Annotated in this window: 22 protein-coding genes and 1 tRNA gene; 5 read left to right on the plus strand and 18 right to left on the minus strand. The window is 63.1% G+C overall.

What is annotated here, in order from left to right:
* Window positions 1-94: 94 nt before the first annotated feature.
* The 3 genes from rpoB to rplJ all read right to left on the minus strand — a co-directional run bounded on the left by rpoB (window position 95) and on the right by rplJ (window position 5,630).
* Window positions 95-4,213, minus strand: a complete 4,119-nt coding sequence (rpoB, locus tag ABID59_RS13995; protein ID WP_148750327.1) for a DNA-directed RNA polymerase subunit beta — start codon at window positions 4,211-4,213, stop codon at window positions 95-97.
* 472 nt (window positions 4,214-4,685) lie between these two features.
* The gene (rplL, locus tag ABID59_RS14000; protein WP_148750326.1) at window positions 4,686-5,057 is read right to left on the minus strand and encodes a 50S ribosomal protein L7/L12; all 372 of its coding nucleotides are present in this window, start codon (window positions 5,055-5,057) and stop codon (window positions 4,686-4,688) included.
* Window positions 5,058-5,111: 54 nt separating this feature from the next.
* The gene (rplJ, locus tag ABID59_RS14005) at window positions 5,112-5,630 is read right to left on the minus strand and encodes a 50S ribosomal protein L10 (RefSeq protein WP_148750325.1); all 519 of its coding nucleotides are present in this window, start codon (window positions 5,628-5,630) and stop codon (window positions 5,112-5,114) included.
* Between the two features lie 720 nt (window positions 5,631-6,350).
* On the opposite strand from rplJ, the gene ABID59_RS14010 reads away from it, so the two are divergent.
* Window positions 6,351-7,994 carry a hypothetical protein gene (locus ABID59_RS14010; protein WP_354083756.1) on the plus strand — a complete coding sequence of 548 codons (1,644 nt, stop codon included), beginning with the start codon at window positions 6,351-6,353 and terminating at the stop codon, window positions 7,992-7,994.
* Here ABID59_RS14010 and ABID59_RS14015 read toward each other — a convergent pair.
* From ABID59_RS14015 to ABID59_RS14040, 6 genes are all read right to left on the minus strand, one after another.
* A complete protein-coding gene (locus ABID59_RS14015; protein ID WP_354083757.1) occupies window positions 7,991-8,941 on the minus strand; it encodes a 2-hydroxyacid dehydrogenase in 951 nt (316 codons plus the stop codon). The genes ABID59_RS14010 and ABID59_RS14015 overlap by 4 nt on opposite strands.
* Before the next feature lie 90 nt (window positions 8,942-9,031).
* Window positions 9,032-9,724 carry a 50S ribosomal protein L1 gene (rplA, locus tag ABID59_RS14020; protein WP_014494487.1) on the minus strand — a complete coding sequence of 231 codons (693 nt, stop codon included), beginning with the start codon at window positions 9,722-9,724 and terminating at the stop codon, window positions 9,032-9,034.
* A 6-nt stretch (window positions 9,725-9,730) separates the two neighbouring features.
* The gene (rplK, locus tag ABID59_RS14025; RefSeq protein WP_007602986.1) at window positions 9,731-10,159 is read right to left on the minus strand and encodes a 50S ribosomal protein L11; all 429 of its coding nucleotides are present in this window, start codon (window positions 10,157-10,159) and stop codon (window positions 9,731-9,733) included.
* A 132-nt stretch (window positions 10,160-10,291) separates the two neighbouring features.
* Window positions 10,292-10,852: a transcription termination/antitermination protein NusG gene (gene nusG / locus ABID59_RS14030; RefSeq protein WP_129268045.1), complete on the minus strand. Its 561-nt coding sequence runs from the start codon at window positions 10,850-10,852 to the stop codon at window positions 10,292-10,294.
* A complete protein-coding gene (secE, locus tag ABID59_RS14035; protein ID WP_007611620.1) occupies window positions 10,852-11,043 on the minus strand; it encodes a preprotein translocase subunit SecE in 192 nt (63 codons plus the stop codon). The genes nusG and secE overlap by 1 nt, the downstream gene beginning before the upstream one ends.
* 328 nt (window positions 11,044-11,371) lie before the next feature.
* A tRNA-Trp gene (locus ABID59_RS14040) sits at window positions 11,372-11,447 on the minus strand.
* 162 nt (window positions 11,448-11,609) lie between these two features.
* On the opposite strand from ABID59_RS14040, the gene ABID59_RS14045 reads away from it, so the two are divergent.
* Window positions 11,610-12,833 (plus strand): serine hydrolase domain-containing protein, encoded by a 1,224-nt coding sequence (locus ABID59_RS14045; RefSeq protein ID WP_354083758.1) that lies wholly within the window; start codon window positions 11,610-11,612, stop codon window positions 12,831-12,833.
* A 179-nt stretch (window positions 12,834-13,012) separates the two neighbouring features.
* On the opposite strand, the gene ABID59_RS14050 is transcribed toward ABID59_RS14045, so the two are convergent.
* Together ABID59_RS14050 and ABID59_RS14055 are read right to left on the minus strand one after the other, a co-directional pair.
* Window positions 13,013-13,780, minus strand: a complete 768-nt coding sequence (locus ABID59_RS14050) for an SDR family NAD(P)-dependent oxidoreductase (RefSeq protein ID WP_354083759.1) — start codon at window positions 13,778-13,780, stop codon at window positions 13,013-13,015.
* An 84-nt stretch (window positions 13,781-13,864) separates the two neighbouring features.
* Window positions 13,865-14,563 carry a histidine phosphatase family protein gene (locus tag ABID59_RS14055; protein ID WP_354083760.1) on the minus strand — a complete coding sequence of 233 codons (699 nt, stop codon included), beginning with the start codon at window positions 14,561-14,563 and terminating at the stop codon, window positions 13,865-13,867.
* Window positions 14,564-14,697: 134 nt separating this feature from the next.
* Between ABID59_RS14055 and ABID59_RS14060 the strand changes: the two genes are divergently transcribed.
* Both ABID59_RS14060 and argE read left to right on the plus strand, forming a co-directional pair.
* A complete protein-coding gene (locus ABID59_RS14060) occupies window positions 14,698-15,483 on the plus strand; it encodes an SDR family NAD(P)-dependent oxidoreductase (protein WP_354036657.1) in 786 nt (261 codons plus the stop codon).
* Between the two features lie 1,003 nt (window positions 15,484-16,486).
* A complete protein-coding gene (argE, locus tag ABID59_RS14065; protein ID WP_354083761.1) occupies window positions 16,487-17,665 on the plus strand; it encodes an acetylornithine deacetylase in 1,179 nt (392 codons plus the stop codon).
* A 143-nt stretch (window positions 17,666-17,808) separates the two neighbouring features.
* On the opposite strand, the gene ABID59_RS14070 is transcribed toward argE, so the two are convergent.
* The 4 genes from ABID59_RS14070 to ABID59_RS14085 form a co-directional block, all read right to left on the minus strand.
* The gene (locus tag ABID59_RS14070) at window positions 17,809-18,435 is read right to left on the minus strand and encodes a LysE family translocator (RefSeq protein ID WP_148750317.1); all 627 of its coding nucleotides are present in this window, start codon (window positions 18,433-18,435) and stop codon (window positions 17,809-17,811) included.
* A 21-nt stretch (window positions 18,436-18,456) separates the two neighbouring features.
* Complete coding sequence (locus ABID59_RS14075; protein ID WP_354083762.1) at window positions 18,457-18,798, minus strand: NIPSNAP family protein; 342 nt, start codon at window positions 18,796-18,798, stop codon at window positions 18,457-18,459.
* A 338-nt stretch (window positions 18,799-19,136) separates the two neighbouring features.
* Window positions 19,137-20,195, minus strand: a complete 1,059-nt coding sequence (locus tag ABID59_RS14080; RefSeq protein ID WP_354083763.1) for a phosphotransferase family protein — start codon at window positions 20,193-20,195, stop codon at window positions 19,137-19,139.
* A 94-nt stretch (window positions 20,196-20,289) separates the two neighbouring features.
* Window positions 20,290-21,525, minus strand: coding sequence for an acyl-CoA dehydrogenase family protein (locus ABID59_RS14085; protein ID WP_148750315.1), 1,236 nt, complete (start codon window positions 21,523-21,525; stop codon window positions 20,290-20,292).
* 232 nt (window positions 21,526-21,757) lie between these two features.
* Here ABID59_RS14085 and ABID59_RS14090 point away from each other — a divergent pair, with 232 nt between their 5' ends.
* Window positions 21,758-22,420, plus strand: coding sequence for a TetR/AcrR family transcriptional regulator (locus ABID59_RS14090; protein ID WP_148750314.1), 663 nt, complete (start codon window positions 21,758-21,760; stop codon window positions 22,418-22,420).
* 3 nt (window positions 22,421-22,423) lie between these two features.
* Here ABID59_RS14090 and ABID59_RS14095 read toward each other — a convergent pair whose 3' ends face one another.
* From ABID59_RS14095 to ABID59_RS14105, 3 genes are all read right to left on the minus strand, one after another.
* Window positions 22,424-22,816, minus strand: coding sequence for a RidA family protein (locus ABID59_RS14095; protein ID WP_187434737.1), 393 nt, complete (start codon window positions 22,814-22,816; stop codon window positions 22,424-22,426).
* A 97-nt stretch (window positions 22,817-22,913) separates the two neighbouring features.
* Window positions 22,914-23,129, minus strand: a complete 216-nt coding sequence (locus tag ABID59_RS14100; protein ID WP_128951178.1) for a hypothetical protein — start codon at window positions 23,127-23,129, stop codon at window positions 22,914-22,916.
* 238 nt (window positions 23,130-23,367) lie between these two features.
* Window positions 23,368-24,597 carry a CaiB/BaiF CoA transferase family protein gene (locus ABID59_RS14105; protein WP_354083764.1) on the minus strand — a complete coding sequence of 410 codons (1,230 nt, stop codon included), beginning with the start codon at window positions 24,595-24,597 and terminating at the stop codon, window positions 23,368-23,370.
* Window positions 24,598-24,762: the final 165 nt, after the last annotated feature.

Below are 24,762 nucleotides of genomic sequence, written 5' to 3' on the forward strand. Positions count from 1 at the left end.
AAATTCGAAAATCACTCGAGCGGGGCGCCCTGCCCTCAAGGCATCGGGAGGGGCGCCAATGCCCGGCCGCGAAGGCCGGGCATGAAAGGTCGTATTACTCGGCTGCTTCCGACGTCGACGCCGGTCCCACCTTGGAATTGTGCAGGTCGACGTTGAGGCCGAGCGAGCGCATTTCCTTGACCAGCACGTTGAACGATTCCGGAATACCGGCCTCGAAGGTGTCGTCGCCACGCACGATCGCCTCGTACACCTTGGTACGGCCGGCGACGTCGTCCGACTTCACGGTCAGCATTTCCTGGAGCGTGTAGGCCGCGCCGTAAGCCTCGAGCGCCCACACCTCCATTTCGCCGAAGCGCTGGCCACCGAACTGCGCCTTGCCGCCCAGCGGCTGCTGGGTAACGAGCGAGTACGGACCGATCGAACGCGCATGGATCTTGTCGTCGACGAGATGGTGCAGCTTGAGCATGTAGATGTAGCCCACCGTCACCTTGCGATCGAAGGCATCGCCGGTGCGGCCGTCATAGACGGTCGACTGACCCGAAGCGTCGAGACCGGCAAGCTTCAGCATCTCCTCGATGTCGGCTTCCTTGGCACCGTCGAACACCGGCGTCGCGATCGGCACGCCGCGGCTGAGGTTATGGCCGAGTTCAAGCAGCTCGTTGTCGTTGAGCGTCTTGATCGTCTCGTCCTCGCCGTAGACCTTCTTCAAGGTATCCTTCAGCGGCTTGATGTCCTGCTTCGACAGGTAGGCATCGACCGTCTGGCCGATACGCTTGCCGAGGCCGGCGCAGGCCCAGCCGAGATGCGTCTCGAGGATCTGTCCGACGTTCATGCGCGAAGGCACGCCGAGCGGATTGAGCACGATGTCGGCATGCGTACCGTCCTCGAGGAACGGCATGTCCTCGATCGGCACGATCTTCGACACCACGCCCTTGTTGCCGTGGCGGCCGGCCATCTTGTCGCCGGGCTGGATCTTGCGCTTCACCGCGACGAAGACCTTGACCATCTTCATCACGCCGGGCGGCAATTCGTCACCGCGCTGGAGCTTCTCGACCTTGTCGAGGAAGCGCTGTTCAAGCCCCTTCTTCGACTCGTCGTACTGCTTCCGCATGGCCTCGATCTCGGCCATCAGCTTGTCGTTCGGCGAAGCGAACAGCCACCACTGCGACTTCGGGTACTCCTCGAGCACCGCGCGGGTGATCTTGGTGTCCTTCTTGAAGCCCTTCGGGCCCGCAATGCCCTGCCGTCCCTCGAGGAGCTCGGCAAGACGGTTGTAGACGTTGCGGTCCAGGATCGCCTGCTCGTCGTCGCGGTCCTTGGCCAGACGCTCGATCTCTTCCCGCTCGATCGCCAGCGCACGCTCGTCCTTGTCGACGCCGTGACGGTTGAACACGCGGACTTCCACGATCGTGCCCTGCACGCCCGGAGGAACGCGCAGCGAGGTGTCGCGAACGTCGGAGGCCTTTTCACCGAAGATGGCGCGCAGAAGCTTTTCTTCCGGCGTCATCGGGCTCTCGCCCTTCGGGGTGATCTTGCCGACCAGGATGTCGCCGGCGCGCACTTCCGCACCGATGTAGACGATACCGGCTTCGTCGAGGTTCTTCAGCGCTTCTTCCGAAACGTTCGGAATGTCGCGGGTGATTTCCTCAGGCCCGAGCTTGGTGTCGCGGGCCATCACCTCGAATTCTTCGATATGAATTGAGGTAAACACGTCTTCCTTCACGATCCGCTCGGAGAGCAGGATCGAGTCTTCGAAGTTGTAGCCGTTCCACGGCATGAACGCGACGAGCACGTTACGGCCGAGCGCGAGCTCGCCGAGATCGGTCGACGGACCGTCAGCGATGATGTCGCCCTTCTTGACGATGTCGCCCACCTTCACCAGCGGACGCTGGTTGATGCAGGTCGACTGGTTGGAGCGCTGGTACTTCATCAGCCGGTAGATATCGACGCCCGACTTGGTCGGATCGAGATCTTCGGTGGCGCGGATAACGACGCGGGTCGCGTCGATCTGGTCGATCACGCCCGAACGGCGCGCCGCGATCGCAGCACCCGAGTCACGCGCAACCACGCCTTCCATGCCGGTGCCGACGAACGGCGCCTCGGCGCGAACCAGCGGCACCGCCTGGCGCTGCATGTTCGAGCCCATCAGCGCGCGGTTGGCGTCGTCGTTCTCGAGGAACGGGATCAGGGCTGCGGCGACCGAAACGAGTTGCTTCGGCGACACGTCCATGTAGTCGACCTTGTCCGGCGTCACCGGCAAGACTTCGCCGGCGTGACGGCAGACCACGAGGTCTTCGGTGAAGCGGCCCTTCGGGTCGAGCGGCACGTTGGCCTGCGCGACGGTGTAGCGGCCCTCTTCCATCGCGGAGAGGTACACGACCTCGTCGGTGACGCGGCCGTCCTTCACCTTGCGATAAGGCGTCTCGACGAAGCCGTACTTGTTCACGCGCGCGAAGGTGGCGAGCGAGTTGATCAGACCGATGTTCGGACCTTCCGGCGTCTCGATCGGGCAGATGCGGCCGTAATGCGTCGGATGCACGTCGCGCACCTCGAAGCCGGCGCGCTCGCGGGTCAGACCGCCCGGTCCAAGTGCCGACAGGCGGCGCTTGTGGGTGATCTCCGACAGCGGGTTGGTCTGGTCCATGAACTGCGAGAGCTGCGAGGAGCCGAAGAACTCGCGCACGGCGGCAGCCGCCGGCTTCGCGTTGATCAGGTCCTGCGGCATGACCGTGTCGATGTCGACCGAGGACATGCGCTCCTTGATCGCGCGCTCCATGCGCAGGAGGCCGATGCGGTACTGGTTCTCCATGAGCTCGCCGACCGAACGCACACGGCGGTTGCCGAGATGGTCAATGTCGTCGATCTCGCCCTTGCCGTCGCGCAGATCCACCAGAGTCTTGATGACGGAAAGGATGTCTTCCTTGCGCAGCGTGCGCTGGGTGTCGGGCGCATCGAGATCGAGGCGCATGTTCATCTTGACGCGGCCGACCGCGGAGAGGTCGTAACGCTCTGAGTCGAAGAACAGCGACTGGAACATCGCCTGCGCCGAATCCAGCGTCGGCGGCTCGCCCGGACGCATCACGCGGTAGATGTCGAACAGCGCGTCTTCACGCGTCATGTTCTTGTCGGCCGAGAGCGTGTTGCGGATGTAGGCGCCGACATTGACGTGGTCGATGTCGAGCAGCGGCAGTTCCTTGTAGCCGTGCTCGTTGAGGGCCTTCATCGACTTGTCGGTGATTTCCTCGCCGGCTTCGGCGTGGATCTCACCCGTCTTCGGGTTGACGAGGTCCTCGGCGAGGTAGTTGCCGACGAGCTCCTCATCCGACAGGCGCAACGCCTTCAGTCCCTTCTCCTGCATCTGACGCGCACCGCGGACGGTGAGCTTCTTGCCGGCCTCGAGCACGACCTTGCCGGTGTCGGCGTCGATCAGGTCGTTGATGGTCGAGTAACCGCGGAAACGGTTGGCGTCGAACGGAACGCGCCAGCCTTCCTTGGTCCGCTTGTAGAGGATCTTCTTGTAGAACGTGGACAGGATCGCCTCGCCGTCGAGGCCGAGGGCGAACATCAGCGACGTCACCGGAATCTTGCGGCGACGGTCGATACGCGCATAGACGATGTCCTTGGCGTCGAACTCGATGTCGAGCCAGGAGCCGCGATACGGGATCACGCGGGCGGCGAACAGCAGCTTGCCCGAAGAATGGGTCTTGCCCTTGTCGTGGTCGAAGAACACGCCCGGCGAACGGTGCATCTGCGAGACGATGACGCGCTCGGTGCCGTTCACGATAAAGGTGCCGTTCATCGTCATGAGCGGAATGTCGCCCATGTAGACGTCCTGCTCCTTGATGTCCTTGACCGACTTCGCACCGGTTTCCTCGTCGATATCGAACACGATGAGGCGCAGCGTCACCTTGAGGGGAGCCGCGAAGGTCATGCCGCGCTGGCGGCACTCGTCGACGTCGTACTTGGGCTGCTCGAACTCGTAGCGGACGAACTCCAGCATCGAGGTGCCCGAGAAGTCCGAGATCGGGAACACCGAGCGGAATACGGCCTGCAGGCCCTCGTCAAGGCGACCGCCCGCGGGTTCATCGACCATCAGGAACTGGTCATAGGACGCCTTCTGAACCTCGATGAGGTTCGGCATCTCGGCGACTTCCTTGATGTGTCCGAAGAACTTGCGAACGCGTTTGCGACCGGTGAATGTCTGCTGCGCCATCGTGGCCTCTCATTTCGTCGCCCGCTCTGGGCGCGCCGTCCAGGACTCGGCTGCCGCCGCTCCCCGGGTTGAATTTTTCGAACCCGCTTTGGGGACCGAAAATCCAGTTTCAGGCCGTCATGTCCTGAATCTGTTCTTCAGACCTTCAAAACGCAAAACGACGCGCGGGGCGCATAGGCACGCCCGCCCGTCTCAACGATCGTCTTCACGGACTGCAAAAGCCCGAAATAGCGTGCTCTCCCAACGGCTTACAGGGAAATCCGGCACCCTGCCCACCGCGCTTTCGTGCTGCCGACCCGATATGGGGCGACAATAGTGGAGATTCGAGGGGTATACCCTCAAATCCCCACACATTTTCGTGTTCGGCCTGCGTCGGGACGATCCGTCGCACGCCTTTTGCATCAGGCCCACCCTTTTGAGGGACGGGCCAAGGTCCCGAGCCTTGGCCCGGGACCCCGCCAGTAAGCGTCGCTTACTTGAGCTCGACCTTCGCGCCAGCCTTCTCGAGCTGGACCTTGAGCTTCTCGGCCTCGTCCTTGTTCACGCCTTCCTTGACAGGCTTCGGCGCGCCCTCGACGAGGTCCTTTGCTTCCTTCAGGCCCAGGCCGGTGATGGCGCGGACTTCCTTGATGACCTCGATCTTCTTCTCGCCGGCGGCGGCCAGAACGACCGTGAACTCGGTCTTCTCTTCCGCCGGAGCGGCGGCAGCGGCGGCGGGACCGGCAACGGCCACTGCCGCAGCGGCGGACACGCCCCACTTTTCTTCGAGGAGCTTCGCGAGTTCGGCAGCTTCGAGCACGGTGAGGCTCGAGAGGTCGTCAACGATCTTCTGCAAGTCAGCCATTGTTCAGTTTCCTTGAATGTAAGTCTGGTTCGGGTTTGAGTTTTGCGAAGGGCGTCAGGCCGCTTCGCTCTTTGAGGCATGAGCCTGGATGACGCGCGCGAGCTTGCCCGCGGGCGCGTTGGCGAGCTGTGCGATCTTGGTCGCCGGGGCCACAAGCAGGCCGACGATCTTTGCACGCAGTTCGTCAAGCGACGGCAGCGAGGCAAGCGCCTTCACGCCGTCGACATTCAGGACGGTCTTTCCCATCGAGCCGCCGATGATGACGAACTTTTCGTTCGTCTTGGCGAATTCGATAGCGACCTTTGGCGCCGCTACCGGATCGTCCGAAGTGGCGATCACGGTCGGTCCCTTCAGCATGGGGCCGATGGCAACGACATCAGTGCCTTCAAGAGCAATTTTGGCGAGACGGTTCTTCGAGACCTTCACCGAGGCGCCAGCCTGCTTCATCTGCGTCCGCAGCTTCTGCATCTGGGCAACGGTCAGGCCGGAATATTGGGCAACGACCGCGACGCTCGTGGCCTTGAAGACCCCATTGAGCTGTTCGACCGCTTCCTTTTTTGCCGCTCGTTCCACAGCAAGCTCTTTCCGGTTGGCGGTCATCGCGAAAGCGGGACCGCCGGGTTGCACCCATCGTCCCACCCAAAACCTGAACCTCAGGGTCAAAACCCATCGGACACGCGCCGGGCGAGACGACAATTCAAAGCCTGCCCTCCGGGAGCTGGTGAGAGCCCACGGCGTGTCGAGGTCCGAACCAAACTCCTTCCGCGACCACCCTAAGGTGGGATGCGAAGTGAAATCCGGTCTTCACCCGTCTATGCAGGCCATGCGATTAAGCCGTTGAGAAATCGAAACTTCCCGCAGGCGCCTGCAGTCTTGGACAGGACAAGGCCAGCCGGCGAACCGCCTGACCTCTGCCCGCACCCCACCAACCGATGGATTTTCCTTCCTTTTCGGGCAAATCCTTGCGGACGTCCTGAAAAGGAATGATCTCCTGCGCGTCGGGTTTTCGGAATGCGTGCACAGACGCGCCAGCCAAGGCCGGCGCGTCCGGAAGCGGTTCTTTAACCGCTCTCCGCCCGCTTGCCAAGAGCAAAATTCACACCAGTTCCAATCCGTTGCCCACGGGGCTTGAGCCCGTGCGAAAGGGGAGATCCAGCCGAAGGTTAGCAAAAACTCTTCGTACCACGGCTCATTGGCATACACGCGTTACGGATCGGACAATATCTCTCATCTAAGGGTTGAAGTGCCTACCCTCTTCTCCTCTTCCAGCGGCGAATCGACGGGGATCGACCAATGGTCCGACACATCGTTACCCTGATCATCGGCCTGGCGATCCTGACGACAGTCTATTTGGTGCTCGGAAGCGGGTCGTTTCCGGTGCTGGTCCTCGCCCTCTTCATGCACATCCTCATAGGCGGCTTAAACGTCGTCTGGATGATCGTCGTCATCGGAATGATGATGTTCGGCGCGATCCGGAAACATCCTAGCCTGATCGCCGCACCACCGCTGTTCTTCGCAATCTGGTTCGGCGCATCCATCTGGAACCGCAAACAGGTCGAGGCGACAACTGATCCGTCCCTCGCCATCCGCACGACTCCGGCCGAGTTGAAGGCGATCCGAACCGTCACCCTGGTCACTCGCGGAGTCCGGGGCTGCTGCGGTCAGGCCTCGCTGCTCGCCAATGGCCTGATCGACCGCTACGTCCATGCAGCCGACGACGAGAAAGGTCATATCGGACCGATCCGAATGACCGTGCTTGCCGCGGCCAACGACTGCACTGCAGACGAGCTGCGCAATTCGGACCTCCTGCAACGCGCCGGGCACGTCGGCGAATGCCTGAAGACGACAACGATCGACAGCATTCCCGACGGCCTCGTGGTTCGCATGAAGCCCAAGCCCTACTACCCCATGATCGGCTGCTGCACCGTCGGTACGCTCAATGTCCGGCAAAACGGCGAGGAGCGCGTCGCCGCGACCTGGCACTCCGGTCGGACCGTCGTGCTCAGCTACGCTCCGCTGTTCGGAATGCCCAACGCGCCGGACCCAACACTGTCACTGTGGGAGGGATTCTCCGGCGGCCCATCGCAGATGGTATGGATCGGGGGACCCAGCTTCACCGGCGAGGACCTCGCGGCCGCCGTCTACGGCATCGACTGGGCCGCGCCACCAAAGATGCCCGATGTCAGCACCGCCGAGTTGATCCGCCGCGCGGTCGAGATATCGAGAGGCCCGACCCGCACCGCCGCGTTCGACATCGCCCTGGCAGTCCAGGCCAAGGGCGGCGTCGATGACGATTTGCTCAGCCTGATGGCTTCCTTCATTGAACAGTCGAGCCTTTCCAGCACCGCCTACGAGGCTATCCAAAAATTCTGGTACAAGCTCGATCCTGACCGGCAGCGCAAGTTCATCAACCTGATCGTCGCGCGCATGCAGGACCCCGACATCGGATTCGAATACAAGAGCGTAATGCTGCCGTTTCAGTGGAATGCCGAGAAATTCCCCGGCATCGCGGATCAGGCTCTGCGCGTCTTCGAGGAGCGAAGCGACCTCAAGACCTGGCAATATGAGCTCGCGCTTCGGCTCGCCAACAGGGCCGCTTACCGATCGGATCAATATGTGGACGAGCAGCACCAGCGATTTCGCTTGATGCGGGACGACTCCAGGGAAGGCTTCGTCAACCGCATGCTGGCGTTCGACCGCGTCTACCCTTTGCGCGATGACGAGGAGCGTGAATTTCTTGCTCAGCAGCTCGATCGCGTCCCCGATGCACGACTTGAACAGTTCCTGCGGGCTGCCGGCTGGTACGGCAGCTATCCGACTCTGACGCCCGCGACCCGGATGCTTCACGAACGCGCCGCCGACCGCATTGCTACGGTGAAAGATGACAAGCTCCGACGAGAACTCCAGGACAAATTCCGCTTCGATCGCGCCAGCTAGGATTTGACCCCATAAGGCAGCGGCTTGCCCGCGAAGAACGCACTCAGGTTGGCCAGCGCGCAGTTCTGCATGGCGACGTGCGATTCGAGGGTGTGGCCGCCGATATGCGGGGCGAACACGACGTTTGGGAGCGCGGTCAGGGCGTCGGGGGCGTGCGGCTCCGTCTCGAAGACGTCGAGGCCGGCGCCGGCGATGGTCTTGTCGACGAGCGCCGCGACCAGGGCCTTCTCGTCGATGACCGAGCCGCGGGAGATGTTGACGACATAGCCGTCCGCGCCGAGGCGCTTGAGGATGTCGGCGTCGACCACATGCTGGGTCTCGGCCCCTGCCCGGACCGCGATCATCAGCACGCTGCACCAGTCGGAGAGCGCCTCGAGCGTCGGGAAATATTGATAGGGCAGATCGTATTTGCTGCGGCTGAAATAGCCGACCTCGCTCTCGAACGCGGCGCAGCGCGCCGCGATCTTGCGGCCGATCTCGCCCATGCCGTAGACGCCGATGCGGCGGCCGGGCATGCCGGCCTGCGGGCGCATCATCGGCGACTGTTTTGACCCAGCCCAATCACCGCTGCGAACATATTGATCGGCCACCAGGATCCGCCGCGTCGTCGCCAGCATCAGGGTCATCGCGATGTCGGCGACCGATGCAGCATTGGCGCCCGGGCTGTGGCCGACTGCGATCTCGCGCGCGGCAGCCGCCTTCAGGTCGACGCCGTCATAGCCGGTGCCGTAGCAGACGATCGCGCCGAGTTTTGGAAACAGGTCCATCGCCTCGGCGCCGAGCGGCGTGCCGCCGGCCGTCAACACCGCACGGATGCCGCCGAGTTCTTCCGCCGAAAACACCTCCCGCGCAGGCTTGCCGCCGGTGTCGAGCAACTCGAATCGTTCGGCGAAGCGCACCATCATCGTCTTGGGAAAGCGCGAGTAGATCAGGACCTTGTCAGCCATTGTTGTTGTTTCCGGTGAGCGCCGTCGAAAACGGAAAGGGGCGGAATCGGTCGCCCGATTCCGCCCCTCGCCTCATGCAATTTCCAAACCTCAGCCGAGAATGGTACCCGGCTCGACCTTCACGCCCGGGCCCATCGTCGAGGACACCGCAACGCGCTGGATGTAGGTGCCCTTGGAGCCAGCCGGCTTCGCCTTCGAGACAGCATCGGCGAGTGCCTTGATGTTCTCGACCAGCTTTTCCTCGGAGAACGAGGCCTTGCCGACGCCGGCCTGCAGGATGCCGGCCTTCTCGACGCGGAACTCGACCGAGCCGCCCTTGGCACCCTTCACCGCACCGGTGACGTCCATGGTCACAGTGCCGATCTTCGGGTTCGGCATCAGGCCGCGCGGGCCGAGCACCTTACCGAGACGGCCGACCAGCGGCATCATGTCGGGGGTGGCGATACAGCGGTCGAAATCGATCGAGCCGTTCTGCACCTTCTCGACCAGGTCTTCGGCGCCGACGACGTCGGCACCTGCGGCCTTGGCTTCGTCAGCCTTGGCGCCACGGGCGAACACGCCGACGCGGAGCGTACGGCCGGTGCCGTTCGGCAGGGTCACGACGCCGCGGACCATCTGGTCGGCGTGACGCGGATCGACGCCGAGATTGATCGCGACCTCGATGGTCTCGTCGAACTTCGCCTTGGCGCGTTCCTTGACCATCTTGATGGCGTCCGCGAGCGGGTAAAGCTTTTCGCGGTCAACACCTTCGCGGGCTTTGTTCAAACGCTTTCCGATTGCCATAGCCGCTTACCCCGCCACTTCCAGACCCATCGAACGGGCAGAGCCCTCGACCATCTTCATGGCCGATTCGATCGAGTCGCAATTGAGATCCTTCATCTTCTTCTCGGCGATCTCGCGCACCTGCGCCTTGGTCACCGCGCCGGCCTTGTCACGGCCCGGAGCTTTCGAACCGGACTGAATCTTGGCGGCCTGCTTGAGGAAGAAGGACATCGGGGGGGTCTTCATCTCGAAGGTGAACGAACGATCGGCGTAGATCGTGATCACGACGGGAATCGGGGTGTTCTTCTCTTCCTTCTGGGTCTGGGCGTTGAACGCCTTGCAGAACTCCATGATGTTGAGACCACGCTGACCGAGCGCGGGACCGATCGGGGGCGAAGGATTCGCCGCACCGGCCGGGACCTGGAGCTTCAGGTATCCGGTCACTTTCTTTGCCATGTATCACTCCTGTTGTGCCGGCAACGCCGGCGGTTTCAGGTTCGTGGTCTGGGTCGGATGCGGCTGGCGACCGCCCTCTCCCTCCCACGGCCTCTCTTTGCGTGACGCCTTAGGGCGTCCCGCGTGACCCGATCAGACCTTCTCGACCTGACCGAATTCCAGCTCGACCGGCGTGGCGCGGCCGAAGATCGACACCGCGACCTTCACGCGCGAGCGCGCCTCGTCGATTTCCTCGACGACACCCGAGAACGAGGCGAACGGGCCATCGGCCACGCGCACGTTCTCGCCAATCTCGAACGACACCGACGCCTTCGGCCGTTCCACACCCTCCTGCACCTGGTGCAGGATGCGCATGGCCTCGGCCTCCGAGATCGGCATCGGCTTGTTCTCGGCGCCGAGGAAGCCCGTGACCTTCGGCGTGTTCTTGATCAGATGAAACGCCTCGTCGGTCAGCTTCATCTTCACCAGCACGTAGCCCGGGAAGAACTTGCGCTCGGCGTCGATCTTGCGGCCGCGGCGCACTTCCGTGACCTTCTCGGTCGGAACCAGTACCAGCTCGAACAGCTCCTCGAGCCCGCGCTGCTTGGCCTGCTCGCGGATCGATTCGGCGACCTTCTTCTCGAAGTTCGAATAGGCGTGGACGATATACCAGCGCTTGTCGGTCGATTGGGTTGCAGCGGCTGCTGTTGCCATCAGTGAATGCCCAAAAGGAAGGTGATGAGGTAGCGGATGATCTGGTCGGCGGCGAAGAAGAAGATCGAGGCCACGGCGACCATCACGAACACCATGATGGTGGTGATCGTGGTCTCACGACGGGTCGGCCAGGTGACCTTGGCGGTCTCCGAGCGTACTTCCTGCAAGAACTTGAACGGGCTGACTGCCATCGTTTGAGACGCCAATAATGATTTCAGGGATCCGAACAGCCGCCTGTGGCCCAGCCCTCTGTCTCGAAGGATGAGCCGGAAAACCGGGCTCGATTGTTCGGGGGATTTCAAAGCCGCGCCGGAAATCCGCGTTTAACGGGCCGGCTGCGAGTGCCGGATATCTACTGCGAATGAGGCCAAAGGTCAAGGTGTGACCGAGCCGGAATGCGCGCGAGCCCGGCTGACGGACGCGATGCGGATCAAGGGCTTATCCGGTCACCATGATCCAACGGCCGAGGCGTTGGCCCCACCGCCGTCCTGCCTGTCGATCCTGATTGTCGGGATTAGCTGGCAGGAGTGGCAGGGCTCGAACCTGCGACCCCCGGTTTTGGAGACCGGTGCTCTACCAATTGAGCTACACTCCTACGGACCCTGCGTTGCCGCGGATCAGGCCGCTTTCAAGCACAGGGGACGGCTGGTTTGCAAGGACGGATTGCAAGGCTGAAGCGCGCTGGCTTCGCTTGTTTGTGCCGCGCCTTCTGGGCCAGAGTTCGTTCCCGACAATAACATTGCCCCCGGGAGTGAACATGACCGCGACAGCCGCCCCTCGCCCCTCGACCGCGCCGAAAACCCCGCCTCTTCCCGAGGCCAAGCCGGAAACGCTGGGTCTGTCGCGGCGCCGCCTTCAGGCAATGTCGGACGCCTTCAAGCGCGAGATTGACAAGGGAACCGTCCCCGGCGTGACCGTGCTGGTGGCCCGCCGCGGCCAGGTCGGCTGGTTCGAGGCGCTCGGCAAGCAGAGCCCGGCGGCTTCCGCGCCGATGGCGCTTGATTCGATTTTCCGGATCTTCTCGATGACCAAGCCGATTGTGTCGGTCGGCATCATGGCGCTGGTCGAGGACGGCCACCTTCTCCTCGGCGATCCCGTCGCGAAATTCATCCCGGAATTTGCCGACCAGAAGGTCGGCGTGATCAGCGGCGGCAGGCTGGAACTGGTTCCACCGAAGCGGCCGATGACGGTGCAGGACCTGCTCCGCCACACGTCCGGTTTGACGTATGAGCACCAGGGCGACGGCCCGGTGCACAAGCTCTACCAGGAGTCCCGCGTCCGCAGCCGCAAGATCACCAATGCCGAGCACGCCGCGCTGGTGGCGAGCTTCCCGCTGGTCTGCCACCCCGGCGACGAGTTCAACTACAGCCGTTCCACCGACATCCTCGGCCGCATCATCGAGGTCATCAGCGGCAAATCGCTCGGCACGTACCTCACCGAGCGCATCCTCGCGCCGCTGCAGATGACCGAGACCGGGTTCTCCACCTCTGAGGCCAATGTCGGCCGGCTCGCCCAGCCGTTCGAAGCCGATCCCTGGACCGGCGACAAGGTCGCGCTGTTCAACATGCTCGAGCAGCCGATCATGGAGTCAGGCGGCGGCGGCCTCGTCTCGACCACGATGGACTATGCCCGCTTCGCGCTGATGCTGCGCAATGGCGGCACACTCGACGGCAACAGGATCATCGGCCGCAAGACGCTGGAGCTGATGGCGTCCGATCACCTCGGGCCGCACGTCGTGACCAACGGCACGCTGCTCTCGCCCGGCCACGGTTTCGGTCTCGGCTTCGCCGTGCGCACGCAAGCCGGCATCGCACCCTTCCCCGGCAGCGTCGGCCAGTATTTCTGGAGCGGCATTGCCGGGACGTTCTTCTGGATCGATCCGAAAGAAGACCTGTTCACGGTGTTCATGAGCCAGGGCCCCGGCCAGCGCGATTTTACGCGCACACTGGTGCGGGATCTGGTGTACGCGGCGGTGGATTGAACTTGCGCCGGATCACCAATCTCGCTGTCATGCTCCGCGAAAGCGGGGCATCCAGTACTCCGCGGCAGGTGTGGTGAAGGCGAGCTCTCCAACGCCGGTCTCTGGGATACTGGATCGTCCGCCTTCGCGGACGATGACACCTGAGTTTAGCCGGAGTGAGTGCCCTTCCCGCGAGGGAATCAACTAATCGTCGCGCCGCCGTCGATCACCATGGTCTGGCCGGTCATGAAGTCGCCGGCCGCGGATCCCAGGAACACCGCGGCGCCCGCGATCTCGTCGGGGATGCCGATGCGCAAGAGCGGCGAGCGCGCGGTCGAGGCTTTCAGGTTCTCCGGATTGTCCCACAGCGCCTTGGCAAAATCGGTCTTGATCAGGCCAGGCGCGATGCAGTTCACGCGGATGTTGTGCTTGCCGTATTCGCAAGCCAGGTTGCGTGCGAGCTGCATGTCCGCAGCCTTCGAGATCGCGTAAGCCCCGAGAATGGTCGAGCCCTTGAGGCCGCCGATCGAGGAGACGATGATGACCGAGCCGTCCTTGCGCTCGATCATCTGCGGCACCACCATCGAGATCAGCCAGTTGTTGGCGACGATGTTGTTGTCGAGAATTTTGCGGAACTGATCGTCGGAGATGCCGGCAAGCGGACCGTAATACGGGTTCGACGCGGCGTTGCAGACCAGCACGTCGATCCTGCCGAAGGCGCGGTTGCTCTCGTCGACGAGGTTTTGCAGATTCTCCTTCGACGAGATGTTCGCGGCGATCGCGACCGCGGTGCCCTTGCCGAACTTGTCGTTGATGCCCTGGGCAACCTCATCGCAGACATCGGCCTTGCGCGAGGAGATCACGACCTTGGCGCCGTGCTCGGCCATACGCTCGGCGATCGCAAGCCCGATGCCGCGGGTCGATCCCGTGATGACGGCAACTTTGCCCTTCATGTCGAACAAGGTCATGTTTCTCTCCCACAGTATGATTTGATTTGCTTGAAGCTTACGCCGTGTCCGCGCGAACGGACAATGACGCAGGTAAATTTGGCCTCATGCGAGCTTCTTGACTTCCGGTCCCGCCGGCTGATGCATCTCGGCATGCGCATCGTCGGCGATCCACGGTTGCTGGTTCACCATCGGCAGCCGCCAGACCGAGCGCTCGGGGCTTGTGAAATAATCGAGCCGCGTGATCGAGCAATTGTCGATATCGAACGACAACGCCCTCTCAACCTCGCCATTGAGCGCGAGTCCCAGTGCGGCCTTGATGGTGCCGCCATGCGCGACCGCGATCACGTCCTGCCCCGCCGCCTCATTGTTGATCCGCTCGACGGTACGGCGGGTGCGGTTGTAGAGATCCATAAAGCTTTCGCCGCCGGGCGCGGGCTCGTTGATGTCGGCAAACCAACTCGAGCCGACGGGACGGCTGGCAACGAACTCGGCGCGGTTCATGCCCTGCCAGCGGCCGAGATTCTGCTCGGCGAGATCGGCTTCCCATTTCATCGACGCGGGCTTCGGGTAGCCCGCCTCCCAGATCGCTTCGGCCGTTTGATGCGTGCGCATCAGATTGCTCGAATACCAGACCGCCTTGCGTGGCAGCACCTTGGCAACGGCGTTGAACACGTAGGTGTCGCTGGTGTCGCAGGCGAGATCGCTCTGTCCGTAGATGTTGCCGCCGTCATTGCGCACCGGCGCGTGACGGACCCACCACCAGCGTGTCGTGACCACATTCGGCTTGTCTGCGGTTGCCATTGAAGCCCTTCCATCCCGTGTAATGTCGCTGTACGTCAGTAGCGAACGTGTCTCAAGACACTTTACCGTTTGAAATTCTGTTTGAAATTCCGTCGCGCGGCAAGCGTCTCGCGGCACATCAAAGGGAGAAACGCATGGGCCGTCTGCAAGGCAAATCCGTCATCATCACCGGCGCCGGCAGCGGCATCGGCCGCGCGGCTGCGCTGCTCTTCACCAGGGAAGGCGCCAAGCTGATCGCGGTCGATCGCACCGAGGCGGTGAAGGAGACCGTCGACGAGGTGAGGAAGGCCGGCGGTGTCGCCGAAGCGATGATCGCCGATGCCGGCTCCGAGGCGGACGTCATCGCGGTAATCGACAAGGCAGTGAAGACGCACGGCCGGCTCGACGTGATCTGGGCCAATGCCGGCGTCTCCGGCGGGCTCGTCCCGCTCGGCGAGCAGACCGTGGAACAGTGGCAGGAAGTGTTGCGCGTCAATCTGATTGGACCGTTCCTCGCAGTGAAGCATGCAATGCCGCACATGGTGAAGCAGCAGTCCGGCGCGATCGTGCTCACCGCATCGGTCGCCGGCCTCAAGGCCGGCGCGAGCGGGCATCCCTATGCGGCAAGCAAGGCCGGCGTGATCTCGCTGGTGCAGACCACCGCCTATTCGCTCACCGGCACCGGCGTGCGCATCAACGCGGTGTGCCCGGGCCTGATCGAGACGGGCATGACCAAGCCGATCTTCGACCGCGCTAGGGAGCGTGGCACTGCCGACAAGATCGGCCAGCTCAACCCCTTGAAGCGCCCCGGCCAGCCGCACGAGCTCGCCGCGATGGGATTGTTTCTGGCCAGCGACGAGGCGTCGTATGTGAACGGCCAGGCGTTTCCGGTGGATGGCGGCCTCACGGCGTCGATGCCGTATGCGGGCAAGCCGGTTTAGCAGGCACACTCTCGTGTCCCGGACGCGCTGCAGCGTTCTTACGCTGCTGCGCAGAGCCGGGACCCAGGAAGATACGGAGTTCGCTGTTGCATGGGCCCCGGCTCTGCAGCGCATCACTTCGTGCTGCGCAGCGTCCGGGGCACGAGACCGTCTTTGAAATATCAACAACGAGACTGTCTTTGAAATATCAACATGAGTTCGCATCCTCGCGGCTTGTTTCGCCCGAGCTTTGCTCCGTCGCCTCACCCTCATTTGAAAGAGGGCGCAGGGAAGGCCGGGAGCCGGCTGGCTCCCATTGACCGCTATGCCATGAGTAGATTGCGCTACACTGCACAGCGGGTAACAGGGCAGCCGGAGGCATCCCGGCCTTCCCTGCGCGGATGGTTGGAACGGCTTATGTCGTGCTCTCCCCGGGGAGCGATGCACTATTGCCCCCGTTGCCTTGCGGATGATTGATACGCATGTCCGGTTGGACACAACGCATCACCGCAAGCCTTGACGCACAGGCTCCGGGCGCCAGGACCACACGATTTGGCCGTACGCAGATCGCACCGGTCGTGTGCGCGAGGTCTTCGCTCACGGTTGCCCGCCCTGCAAAACCCTTCGCGCCGATGTGATCCGCGTCCACCGCCGCCCGGCCCGCGTTCGTGACGATCGCGATACGCCCCTCTTCCTTGGGCCGGAGTGAGACCACACATACGCCGTTTCCGAATTTCGGTAAAGTGGAATATTTGTGCCGATACGGATTGACCGAGGGCTTGAGCGTTTTGCCCGTCGGGCAACGCAAGGTCTCGTAGCCCTACCGCGTCATTCCGGGGCGCGACGAAGTCGCGAACCCGGTATCCATTTCACCGCGCGTGATGCCGCCCGATGGATTCCGGGCTCAATGCTGCGCATTGCCCCGGAATGACAGCTGCGGCTTCATTTGCCCGACCGGCCGCAACATTGGTATGGTTCATGCAAGCGGCATCAGCCTCCGCAATTCTCTAACAAGAACGTGAAAATGCCGGACTCCAGACCTGACCGTATCCGCAAACTTCTCGCCGACCTCGTCGGCTTCGACACGATCAGCGACCGCACCAATTTGCCTTTGATCGCGCATATCGAGAGCTATCTCGCCTTCCTAGGCGTCAAGGGCGAACGCATCGCCGACGAGACCGGCAAGAAGGCCTCGCTCTGGGTCACGATCGGCCCGGAAGATCGACCCGGTCTCGTGCTATCAGGGCATACCGACGTCGTGCCCGTCGTCGGCCAGGACTGGAGCCACGATCCGTTCAAGCTCATCGAGCGCGACGGCAGGCTCTACGGCCGCGGCACCACCGACATGAAGGGATTTGTCGCAGTGTGCCTCGCCATGGTGCCGGAGATGCTGGAGGCGAAGCTGACAACGCCGATTCATCTTGCCATCTCCTATGACGAGGAGATCGGCTGCGTCGGCGTGCGGCCGATGCTTGCCGAGGTCGCCAAGAAGAAGGTCCGACCGCTCGGCGCCTTCATCGGCGAGCCGACCGAGATGAAGGTCATCATCGGCCACAAGGGCAAGCATGGCGTGCGCGCGACGTTCCACGGCCTCGCCCGCCACTCCTCGATTGCGCCCGACGGCGTCAATGCCATCGAATACGCGGCCGAGATGATCAGCGAGATCCGCCGCCGCGCAGTGAAGCTTGCAAGCGAGGTCGAGCGCAGCAGTCTCTATGATGTCCCGCACTCGACGCTGCTGACCAGCATCGTGCATGGCGGCGCCGCGCTGAACATCGTGCCTGACACCTGCACCGTGGATTTCGAATGCCGCGGCATCGGCATCACCGAGTCCAGGGAGGTGACGGATGCGATCGTCGCCTGGGCCAAGGCCGAGCTCGAGCCCGCGATGAAGAAGCAGCATCCGGAATGCGGCATCGATTTCGAGGAGATCCTCGACTATCCCGCCCTCGACACCAAGGCGGACGCCGCGATCGTCACGCTGGCGAAGCAGCTTGCGGGACGCAACGACCACGCCAAGGTCGCCTTCGGCACCGAAGCCAGCCTGTTCGCCGGCATGGCCGATATCCCCTCAGTGGTGATCGGCCCGGGCTCGATCGCGCAGGCGCATACGCCGGACGAGTTTGTAGCGATGGCCGAGCTGGAGAAATGCGCGGGGTTCGTGGAGAAGCTGATCGCGCATTGCGCGAAAGCGGAGTCCTAAACGGCGCTGCCGTAAGGTGGGCAAAGCGACGCGTGCCCACCATTTTTCACCGCGATCGCTGACAGATGGTGGGCACAGCGCTACGCGCTTTTGCCCACCCTTGCTACAAGCTCCGATGCGTAGGGCTACGGGAGCGCCGCGCCTCAGCGCTCCTGCAAGGCCAGCCGGACGCCGACGGCGCAGTAGATGATCCCGACCACCTTGCCCTGCCACCGCACGACCGCAGGGTGGCGACGCAGGAGATTGCCGAGACGGCCGGCGCCGACGGCGAATACGACGGTGCTGACCAGGCCGAGCAGCACGAAGACGGTGCCGAGGATCGCGAGCTGAAGCGCGGTCGAACCGTTCTCGGGCCGGACGAACTGCGGCAGGAAGGCGAGGAAGAACAGTGCGGTCTTGGGATTGAGCACTTCGGTCAGCACGGCCTGCCGAAGGGCGCGCCCCGCGCTGATCGCGGGCGCGCCGTCGTCGAGCTTGATCGGTGCTTTGTCGAGCATCGCGCGGATGCCAAGATAGATCAGGAATCCCGCGCCCGCATATTTGACGATGCTGAACAGGAGCGCCGACGTGGCGATGACGGCCGAAAGGCCGACGATCGCCATGCTGGTGTGGATCACGTCACCCGCAGCAATGCCAGCGCCGGTGGCGATGCCGACCCTCGTTCCCGAGCTTGCAGCTCGCGCCATGGTGAGCAGCGTGGCCGGGCCAGGAATGAAGACGAAGCCGAGAACGATCAGGATGTAGGTGACGAGGGTGGCGTGGTCGATCATGCGCGCGGTCCCGAGGGCGAATTAGTATGACAGGCTGAGCGACGGCGAATAGTCCACCGGCACGAGCAGCCGGTCCTCGATCTGGCCGACCATCAGGCCATGCTCGGCGTGGGTCACGCGCTTGATCTCGGCCCACTCGGTATCCGCCATGAAGGCCGCCCAAGCCGAAATCTTCGCTGCCTCGTCCGGCCACTCCAGGAGATAGGCGAACTCGGTACGATCGCCGAATTTGGTTTCCCACATCGCCACGATCTGAAAGCCATATCGGCTTCGCATGATACGCGCGGCATGGTCGCGGAAACGGGTGTGGAATGCGGCCTTGTTCTTTTCGAAGATTTCGTAGATGCGCAATTGCTGGATCATGACCGTCTCCTTGCGGGGAGAGATAGGGTCGAACGGCGCGCCGTCAAACCGAGAAGTCAGCCGGCCTTCGTAGGGTGGGCAAAGCGAAGCGTGCCCACCATTTTTCACTGCGATCGCTGACAGATGGTGGGCACAGCGCTACGCGCCTTTGCCCACCCTACGCACCCCACCCGCGGCACGCATCCTCGTCATTGCGAGGAGCTCTTGCGACGAAGCAATCCAGACTGCCGCCGCAGAGATAGTCTGGATTGCTTCGCTTCGCTCGCAATGACAGAACGTGTGGTGACAGCGACGCACCAAGCAAAAAGGCGCGCCCACCGACCGCGCCCTCGTTATTTCTACACCGCGCCTGCCTTCTGCGCGTAGTCCCATGACGCCTGCGACAGCGGCACGGTGCGCTTGGCGGATTCCAGCGCCTTGGCGTTGGCGGCGGTGCCGTCGCGGACGCGGCCGGCGATGCCTTGGGTGATGCCGGCGAGACGGAACAGATTATAGGCAAAGTACCAGTTGAGATCCGGCACCGTCATCCTGGTGACGTTGCAATAGATCTGCGCGGCTTCTTCCACGCTTGGGATGTTCAGCGCCTTGAGGTCGACGCCCTGCAATCCCGGCATCACCCATTGCATCAACAGATAGGTGAAGTCGGCCATGGGATCGCCGAGCGTCGACAGCTCCCAGTCGAGCACGGCCTGCACGCGCGGTTCCGTCGCGTGGAAAATCATATTGTCGAGGCGGTAGTCGCCGTGGACGATCGAGACGCGCGCCTGCTCCGGCACGGTCTTGGGCAACCACTCGGCGACCTTCTCGAACTCGGGAATGTGCTGGGTCTCGGACGCCCGATACTGCTTGGTCCAGCGGTCGATCTGGCGCGCGAAATAATTGCCAGGCTTGCCGAACTCGCCGAGGCCAATCGCGACGGGATCGTACATGTGGAGCTTTGCCAGCGTCTCGATCTTGCTGGTGAAGATCTTTCGGCGCGCATCGCCATCCTGGCTCGGTAGCGTCGGATCCCAGAACACCCGCCCCTCCTCCATCGACATGATGTAGAAGGCGGCGCCGATGATGCTGTCGTCCTGGCACAGCGCATAGGCGTGCGCGACCGGAAAGCCCTGCTTTCCAAGGGCCGCGATGACGCGATATTCGCGATCGACCGCATGCGCCGACGGCAGCAGTTTGCCGAAGGGCTTTCTGCGCATCACGTAGGAGCGCTTCGGCGTGTTCAGCCGGTAGGTCGGATTGGATTGGCCGCCCTTGAACTGCAGGACGACCAGCGGGCCCTCATAGCCTTCGACGTTGTCACGCATCCAGGCCTCGAGCCCGAGCTCGTCGAAGCGATGACGCTCCTCGACCGGCTTGGTGCCCGAGAACTCTTCGTCTTTCCTGACGCCGTCAGCCACGGTGACGCTCCCTCTTTTTGTTTTCCGTCATTCCGGGATGGTCCGAAGGACCAGACCGAAATGACAGAGAAGGGAGCGCCATCAGCTCTCCCTGTCAATGCTTGGGAGAGTTGGCATACTTCCGAACCTCTAACCTTGCAATGGCGCGATTGTGCACCTCGTCCGGACCGTCGGCGAGCCGCAACGTGCGGATCCCCGCATAGTCCTTGGCAAGGCCAGCTTCGTCGGAGACGCCGGCACCGCCGAAGGCCTGAATCGCCTCGTCGATGATCTTCAGCGCCATGTTGGGCGCTGCGACCTTGATCATGGCGATCTCGGCCTGCGCGGTCTTGTTGCCGACCTTGTCCATCATGTCGGCGGCCTTGAGACACAGTAGGCGCGTCATCTCGATGTTGGTGCGGGCCTCGCCGATGCGCTGCTCCCACACACTGTGCTCGACGATCTTCTTGCCGAAGGCGGTGCGCGACATCAGCCGCTTCACCATCTTCTCCAAGGCCTCCTCGGCCTTGCCGATGGTGCGCATGCAGTGATGGATGCGACCGGGACCGAGGCGGCCCTGCGCGATCTCGAAGCCGCGGCCTTCGCCGAGCAGGATGTTCTCCTTCGGCACGCGCACGTTCTCGAGCAGCACCTGGGCGTGGCCGTGCGGCGCGTCGTCGAAGCCGAACACCGGCAGCATCTTCTCGACCTTGATGCCGGGGGTGTCGAGCGGAACCAGGATCTGCGACTGCTGCTGATGTTTCGCGGCGTTGAAATCAGTCTTGCCCATCAGGATCGCGATCTTGCAGCGGGGATCGCCGACGCCGGACGACCACCATTTGCGGCCGTTGATGACGTAATGATCGCCGTCGCGCGCGATGCTGGTCTCGATGTTGGTGGCGTCCGACGAGGCAACCGCCGGCTCCGTCATCAGGAAGGCGGAGCGGATCTCGCCGTCCATCAGCGGACGCAGCCATTTGCGCTTCTGCTCCCTGGAGCCGTAGCGCATGAACACTTCCATGTTGCCGGTGTCGGGCGCGGAGCAGTTGAACACTTCCGAGGCCCAGGAGATGTGACCCATCTGCTCCGACAGCAGCGCGTATTCCAGGTTGGTCAATCCGGCGCCGCGGAATTCGTCGTCTTCATGCTCGTTCGGCGGCATGAACATGTTCCAGAGGCCTTCGGCCTTCGCCTTCTTCTTGAGGTCTTCCAGGACCGGGATGACCTTCCAGCGATCGCCGCTCTTGTCCTGCTCGTTATAGATCGGCACCGCCGGCCGCACGTGCTTGGTCATGAAGGACTGCACGCGGTCGAGCCATTCCTTCTGCTTGGGCGACAGATCGAAATCCATGGGACGCTCCTCGGTCTCTCTTTGAAAGCCTGTTTTGGAAAGCCTGTTTTGCGCCGGACTGTCCTCCCGCCGCGCGCGGCCCGCAAGCGCCATTCGGCGGTTCGCGGGTCGAGGAACCCGCACCGCTTTCAACGGCGGCGCAATTTCCATCGTGCGGATTGACTTTCTCCGGCCTTCAAACGATAGTTTCATACAAGTGTTTGAATTGCAACTCCCTCCCCTGGGCGCATCCATGGCCAGCGATCATACGAGGTCTGCCATTCTCGCCGCCGCCGAACGGCTCTATGCCGATCGCGGTTTTGGCGACGTTACGCTGCGCGACATCGTCGCGGAGGCCAATGTCAATCTGGCCGCGGTGAACTACCATTTCGGCTCGAAGGACGAGCTGATCGCGGAGTTATTTGTCACCCGCTCGATCGCGACCAACCGCGAGCGCCTGCGCGAGTTGAAGGCGGCGGAAGAGCAAGGCGGCGGCCGCGCGCCGATCGAGGTGATCTTGCGCGCGCTGGTCGGGCCGACCCTGCGCGGCTGCTTAGGCCCGGAGAACCAACGCTCCACCGCGGCCCGCTTCATGATCCGCGCCTCGATCGAGTCCGTGCCGCCGATCCGCCGCATCAAGAACCGCGAGATCGACCACTTGCGGAAATTCGCCGGCGCGATGCGAAGGTCCCTGCCCGACCGCAGCGACGTCGATATCTATTGGGGCCTGAATTTTGCGCTGGCGATGGCGCACCACACCATCCGCGAGAGCGAGCGCCTGACAAAGCTGTCGGACGGCAAATGCGATCTCGACGACGTCGAGGACGTGGTCGCGCGCGTCGTCAACGTCGCGACGATGGCGCTGACGGCGGGCAAGGCCGAAGCCAAGGTGCCATCACGGATCGCCGCGCGGTAGCCCTTACATCATCGCGATGCAGTCGATCTCGACGTCGAAGGGGCCGAACCATTCCGGCGTGCAGACAAAGATCCGCGCCGGCGGATCGACCGGGAAATAGCGCGCGTAGACCGCGTTGAACGCGGCGAAGTGTCTTGTCGAGGTGCAGTAGACGTTGCACTTCATGACGTTGTCCAGCGAGGCGCCAGCCGTCTGAAGGCAGAGCTTCATCTGCTCCATGATGATCTCGCTCTGCCGCTCGATCGGCATCCCTCCGATCTCGCCAGTCTCGGGGTCGAATGGCGGCAGGCCGGCGACGAAGATCATGTTGCCGGCGCGCGTCACCGGCGAGGTCGGCGCCTTCACACGGTCGAGAAAGGACGAGATCGGTTCGACGCGGAGCGCTTCGCGTTTCATGACGGCCACCTTCGGTTCAAGCGAGACTGGTGCCTGACTACATTATACTGCAGCCGGCATGCTTCGCTTCTGATCGAAGTGTGATCGCGGTAGCGGGCTAGGCCCGCTGCGGCATCTCCTCGGCCTCTTCCTTGGCGAGCAGCAGCAGCATCTCGATGCCCATCTCGCCTTCCTGTGGCGAGCGGATGAACTTGATCTCTTCGGCACTTTGCCGCAGCGCGGCAATGATCGCGACAGCCTGGTTGGCCGTGGCCGCCTCAGTCGCCAGAATGGCCTTCTGGTTCTTTGCTTGGAACCCGATGGTGTAGGACATGCGCTTTCCCTCCCGAACTCAGTGGGAGAGATCGAATCTGAGTCGCGGGCGAAGCGGAAGCCGGTTGTACTACGGACCGGGTTTGTCTGGGGATTGCGCGCAAGCCTCGGGTAAGGCCACGAGATCGTCATGCTTCCGTCACGAATTGATCGGCGCCATTCCCGGCTCTACGCGAGCCCGAGCATCGCGCGCACGCTTACAGCGCGGACGTCGCGCCTTGCTTTTGCCGGTCATGAAATCAGATGATCCCCCGCTGCTTCAGCTCCTCGATCTTCCCCGCGTCATAGCCGAGCTTGCCACCGAGCACTTCCTGGGTGTGCTCCCCGAGCAGCGGCGGGGCGCGGTAAGTCTCGATCGGCGTCCCCGAGAAGGTCAGCGCATTGCGGATCAGCGACAGATCGGGATCGAAGGGATGGTCGACCTTCACCCGCATGCCGCGCGACTGGACGTGCGGATCGGAAAACACCTGCTCGAAATTGTTGATCGGCCCCGACGGCACGCCGGCCTCCTCGAGCTTGTCCAGCCAATAGGCCACGGGCTTGGTCAGGAACAGGCCGGCGAAGATCGCCATGATCTCCTTGCCGTGCACGACGCGGTCGTTGTTCTTGACGAAGCGCTTGTCGTTGGCGAGCTCGGGCTGGCCCAGCACGGCGCAGGTGCGCTGGAACTGGCCGTCATTGCCGACCACCAGCATCAGCTCGCCGTCGGTGCAGCGGAACACGCCGGCGGGCATGCCGCCATTGCCCCAGGTGCCGCGGCGCGGCGGCGTCTTGCCGTTGACGAGGTAGATCTGCAGCCAGTGCGACAGCGAGGCGATGACGGTGTCGAACAGGCAGACGTCGATGTGCTGCCCCTGCCCGCCATTGACGTCGCGATGGTAGAGCGCCGACAAAAGCCCGATCGAGGTGTTCATGCCGGTCATGTAGTCGACGATCGACGGGCCGACCTTCATCGGCCCCTCGCCCGGCTCGCCGTCGATATGGCCGGTGACGCTCATCAGGCCGCCCATCGCCTGGAGGATCGCGTCGTAGCCGGCGCGTGGCGCATAGGGTCCGGTCTGGCCGAAGCCGGTTACCGAGCAATAGATGATCCTGGGGTTGATCGCCTTGATGGTCTCGTAGTCGAGGCCGTAGCGCTTGAGATCGCCGACCTTGTAGTTCTCCATGAAGACGTCGGCGTCCCTGGCGAGCTCGCGGATGATCGCCTGCCCCTCGGGCTTGGCGATGTTGACGGTGATCGACTTCTTGTTGCGGTTGGCGCAGAGATAGAATGAATTGTTGTTGTTCGCTTTGCCCTCGGGATCGGTCAGATAAGGCGGGCCGAAGGCGCGCGCGTCGTCGCCGGTGCCGGGCCGCTCGATCTTGATCACCTCCGCGCCGAGATCGCCCAGCATCTGGGCCGACAAGGGCCCTGCAAGCACACGGGTGAGGTCAAGGATCTTGATGCCTGAGAGCGGCAGGGCCGACATGTCAATTTCCTCCGGGGAACTGGATTTTGGCGCGGCGGCGAGATCGCGGACCGTGCTCCCTGCGGATACACCATTTTTGCAGCCCCGAGCACTGCGCGCTGGGCATACGGCCATCCCCCGCCCCGCAGCAGAAGTAGCCTGCGACGCCCAATTCCGCGTTGCGAA

This window comes from Bradyrhizobium sp. S3.3.6 (assembly GCF_040546905.1).
Taxonomy (GTDB): Bacteria; Pseudomonadota; Alphaproteobacteria; order Rhizobiales; family Xanthobacteraceae; genus Bradyrhizobium; species Bradyrhizobium cytisi.

Bases quoted from the DNA above. Each gene is read 5' to 3' on its own strand.
- rpoB (WP_148750327.1), bottom strand. From the start codon at position 4,213: ATGGCGCAGCAGACATTCACCGGTCGCAAACGCGTTCGCAAGTTCTTC.
- rplL (WP_148750326.1), bottom strand. From the start codon at position 5,057: ATGGCTGACTTGCAGAAGATCGTTGACGACCTCTCGAGCCTCACCGTG.
- ABID59_RS14010 (WP_354083756.1), top strand. From the start codon at position 6,351: ATGGTCCGACACATCGTTACCCTGATCATCGGCCTGGCGATCCTGACG.
- ABID59_RS14015 (WP_354083757.1), bottom strand. From the start codon at position 8,941: ATGGCTGACAAGGTCCTGATCTACTCGCGCTTTCCCAAGACGATGATG.
- rplA (WP_014494487.1), bottom strand. From the start codon at position 9,724: ATGGCAATCGGAAAGCGTTTGAACAAAGCCCGCGAAGGTGTTGACCGC.
- rplK (WP_007602986.1), bottom strand. From the start codon at position 10,159: ATGGCAAAGAAAGTGACCGGATACCTGAAGCTCCAGGTCCCGGCCGGT.
- nusG (WP_129268045.1), bottom strand. From the start codon at position 10,852: ATGGCAACAGCAGCCGCTGCAACCCAATCGACCGACAAGCGCTGGTAT.
- secE (WP_007611620.1), bottom strand. From the start codon at position 11,043: ATGGCAGTCAGCCCGTTCAAGTTCTTGCAGGAAGTACGCTCGGAGACC.
- ABID59_RS14045 (WP_354083758.1), top strand. From the start codon at position 11,610: ATGACCGCGACAGCCGCCCCTCGCCCCTCGACCGCGCCGAAAACCCCG.
- ABID59_RS14050 (WP_354083759.1), bottom strand. From the start codon at position 13,780: ATGACCTTGTTCGACATGAAGGGCAAAGTTGCCGTCATCACGGGATCG.
- ABID59_RS14055 (WP_354083760.1), bottom strand. From the start codon at position 14,563: ATGGCAACCGCAGACAAGCCGAATGTGGTCACGACACGCTGGTGGTGG.
- ABID59_RS14060 (WP_354036657.1), top strand. From the start codon at position 14,698: ATGGGCCGTCTGCAAGGCAAATCCGTCATCATCACCGGCGCCGGCAGC.
- argE (WP_354083761.1), top strand. From the start codon at position 16,487: ATGCCGGACTCCAGACCTGACCGTATCCGCAAACTTCTCGCCGACCTC.
- ABID59_RS14070 (WP_148750317.1), bottom strand. From the start codon at position 18,435: ATGATCGACCACGCCACCCTCGTCACCTACATCCTGATCGTTCTCGGC.
- ABID59_RS14075 (WP_354083762.1), bottom strand. From the start codon at position 18,798: ATGATCCAGCAATTGCGCATCTACGAAATCTTCGAAAAGAACAAGGCC.
- ABID59_RS14085 (WP_148750315.1), bottom strand. From the start codon at position 21,525: ATGGATTTCGATCTGTCGCCCAAGCAGAAGGAATGGCTCGACCGCGTG.
- ABID59_RS14090 (WP_148750314.1), top strand. From the start codon at position 21,758: ATGGCCAGCGATCATACGAGGTCTGCCATTCTCGCCGCCGCCGAACGG.
- ABID59_RS14095 (WP_187434737.1), bottom strand. From the start codon at position 22,816: ATGAAACGCGAAGCGCTCCGCGTCGAACCGATCTCGTCCTTTCTCGAC.
- ABID59_RS14100 (WP_128951178.1), bottom strand. From the start codon at position 23,129: ATGTCCTACACCATCGGGTTCCAAGCAAAGAACCAGAAGGCCATTCTG.
- ABID59_RS14105 (WP_354083764.1), bottom strand. From the start codon at position 24,597: ATGTCGGCCCTGCCGCTCTCAGGCATCAAGATCCTTGACCTCACCCGT.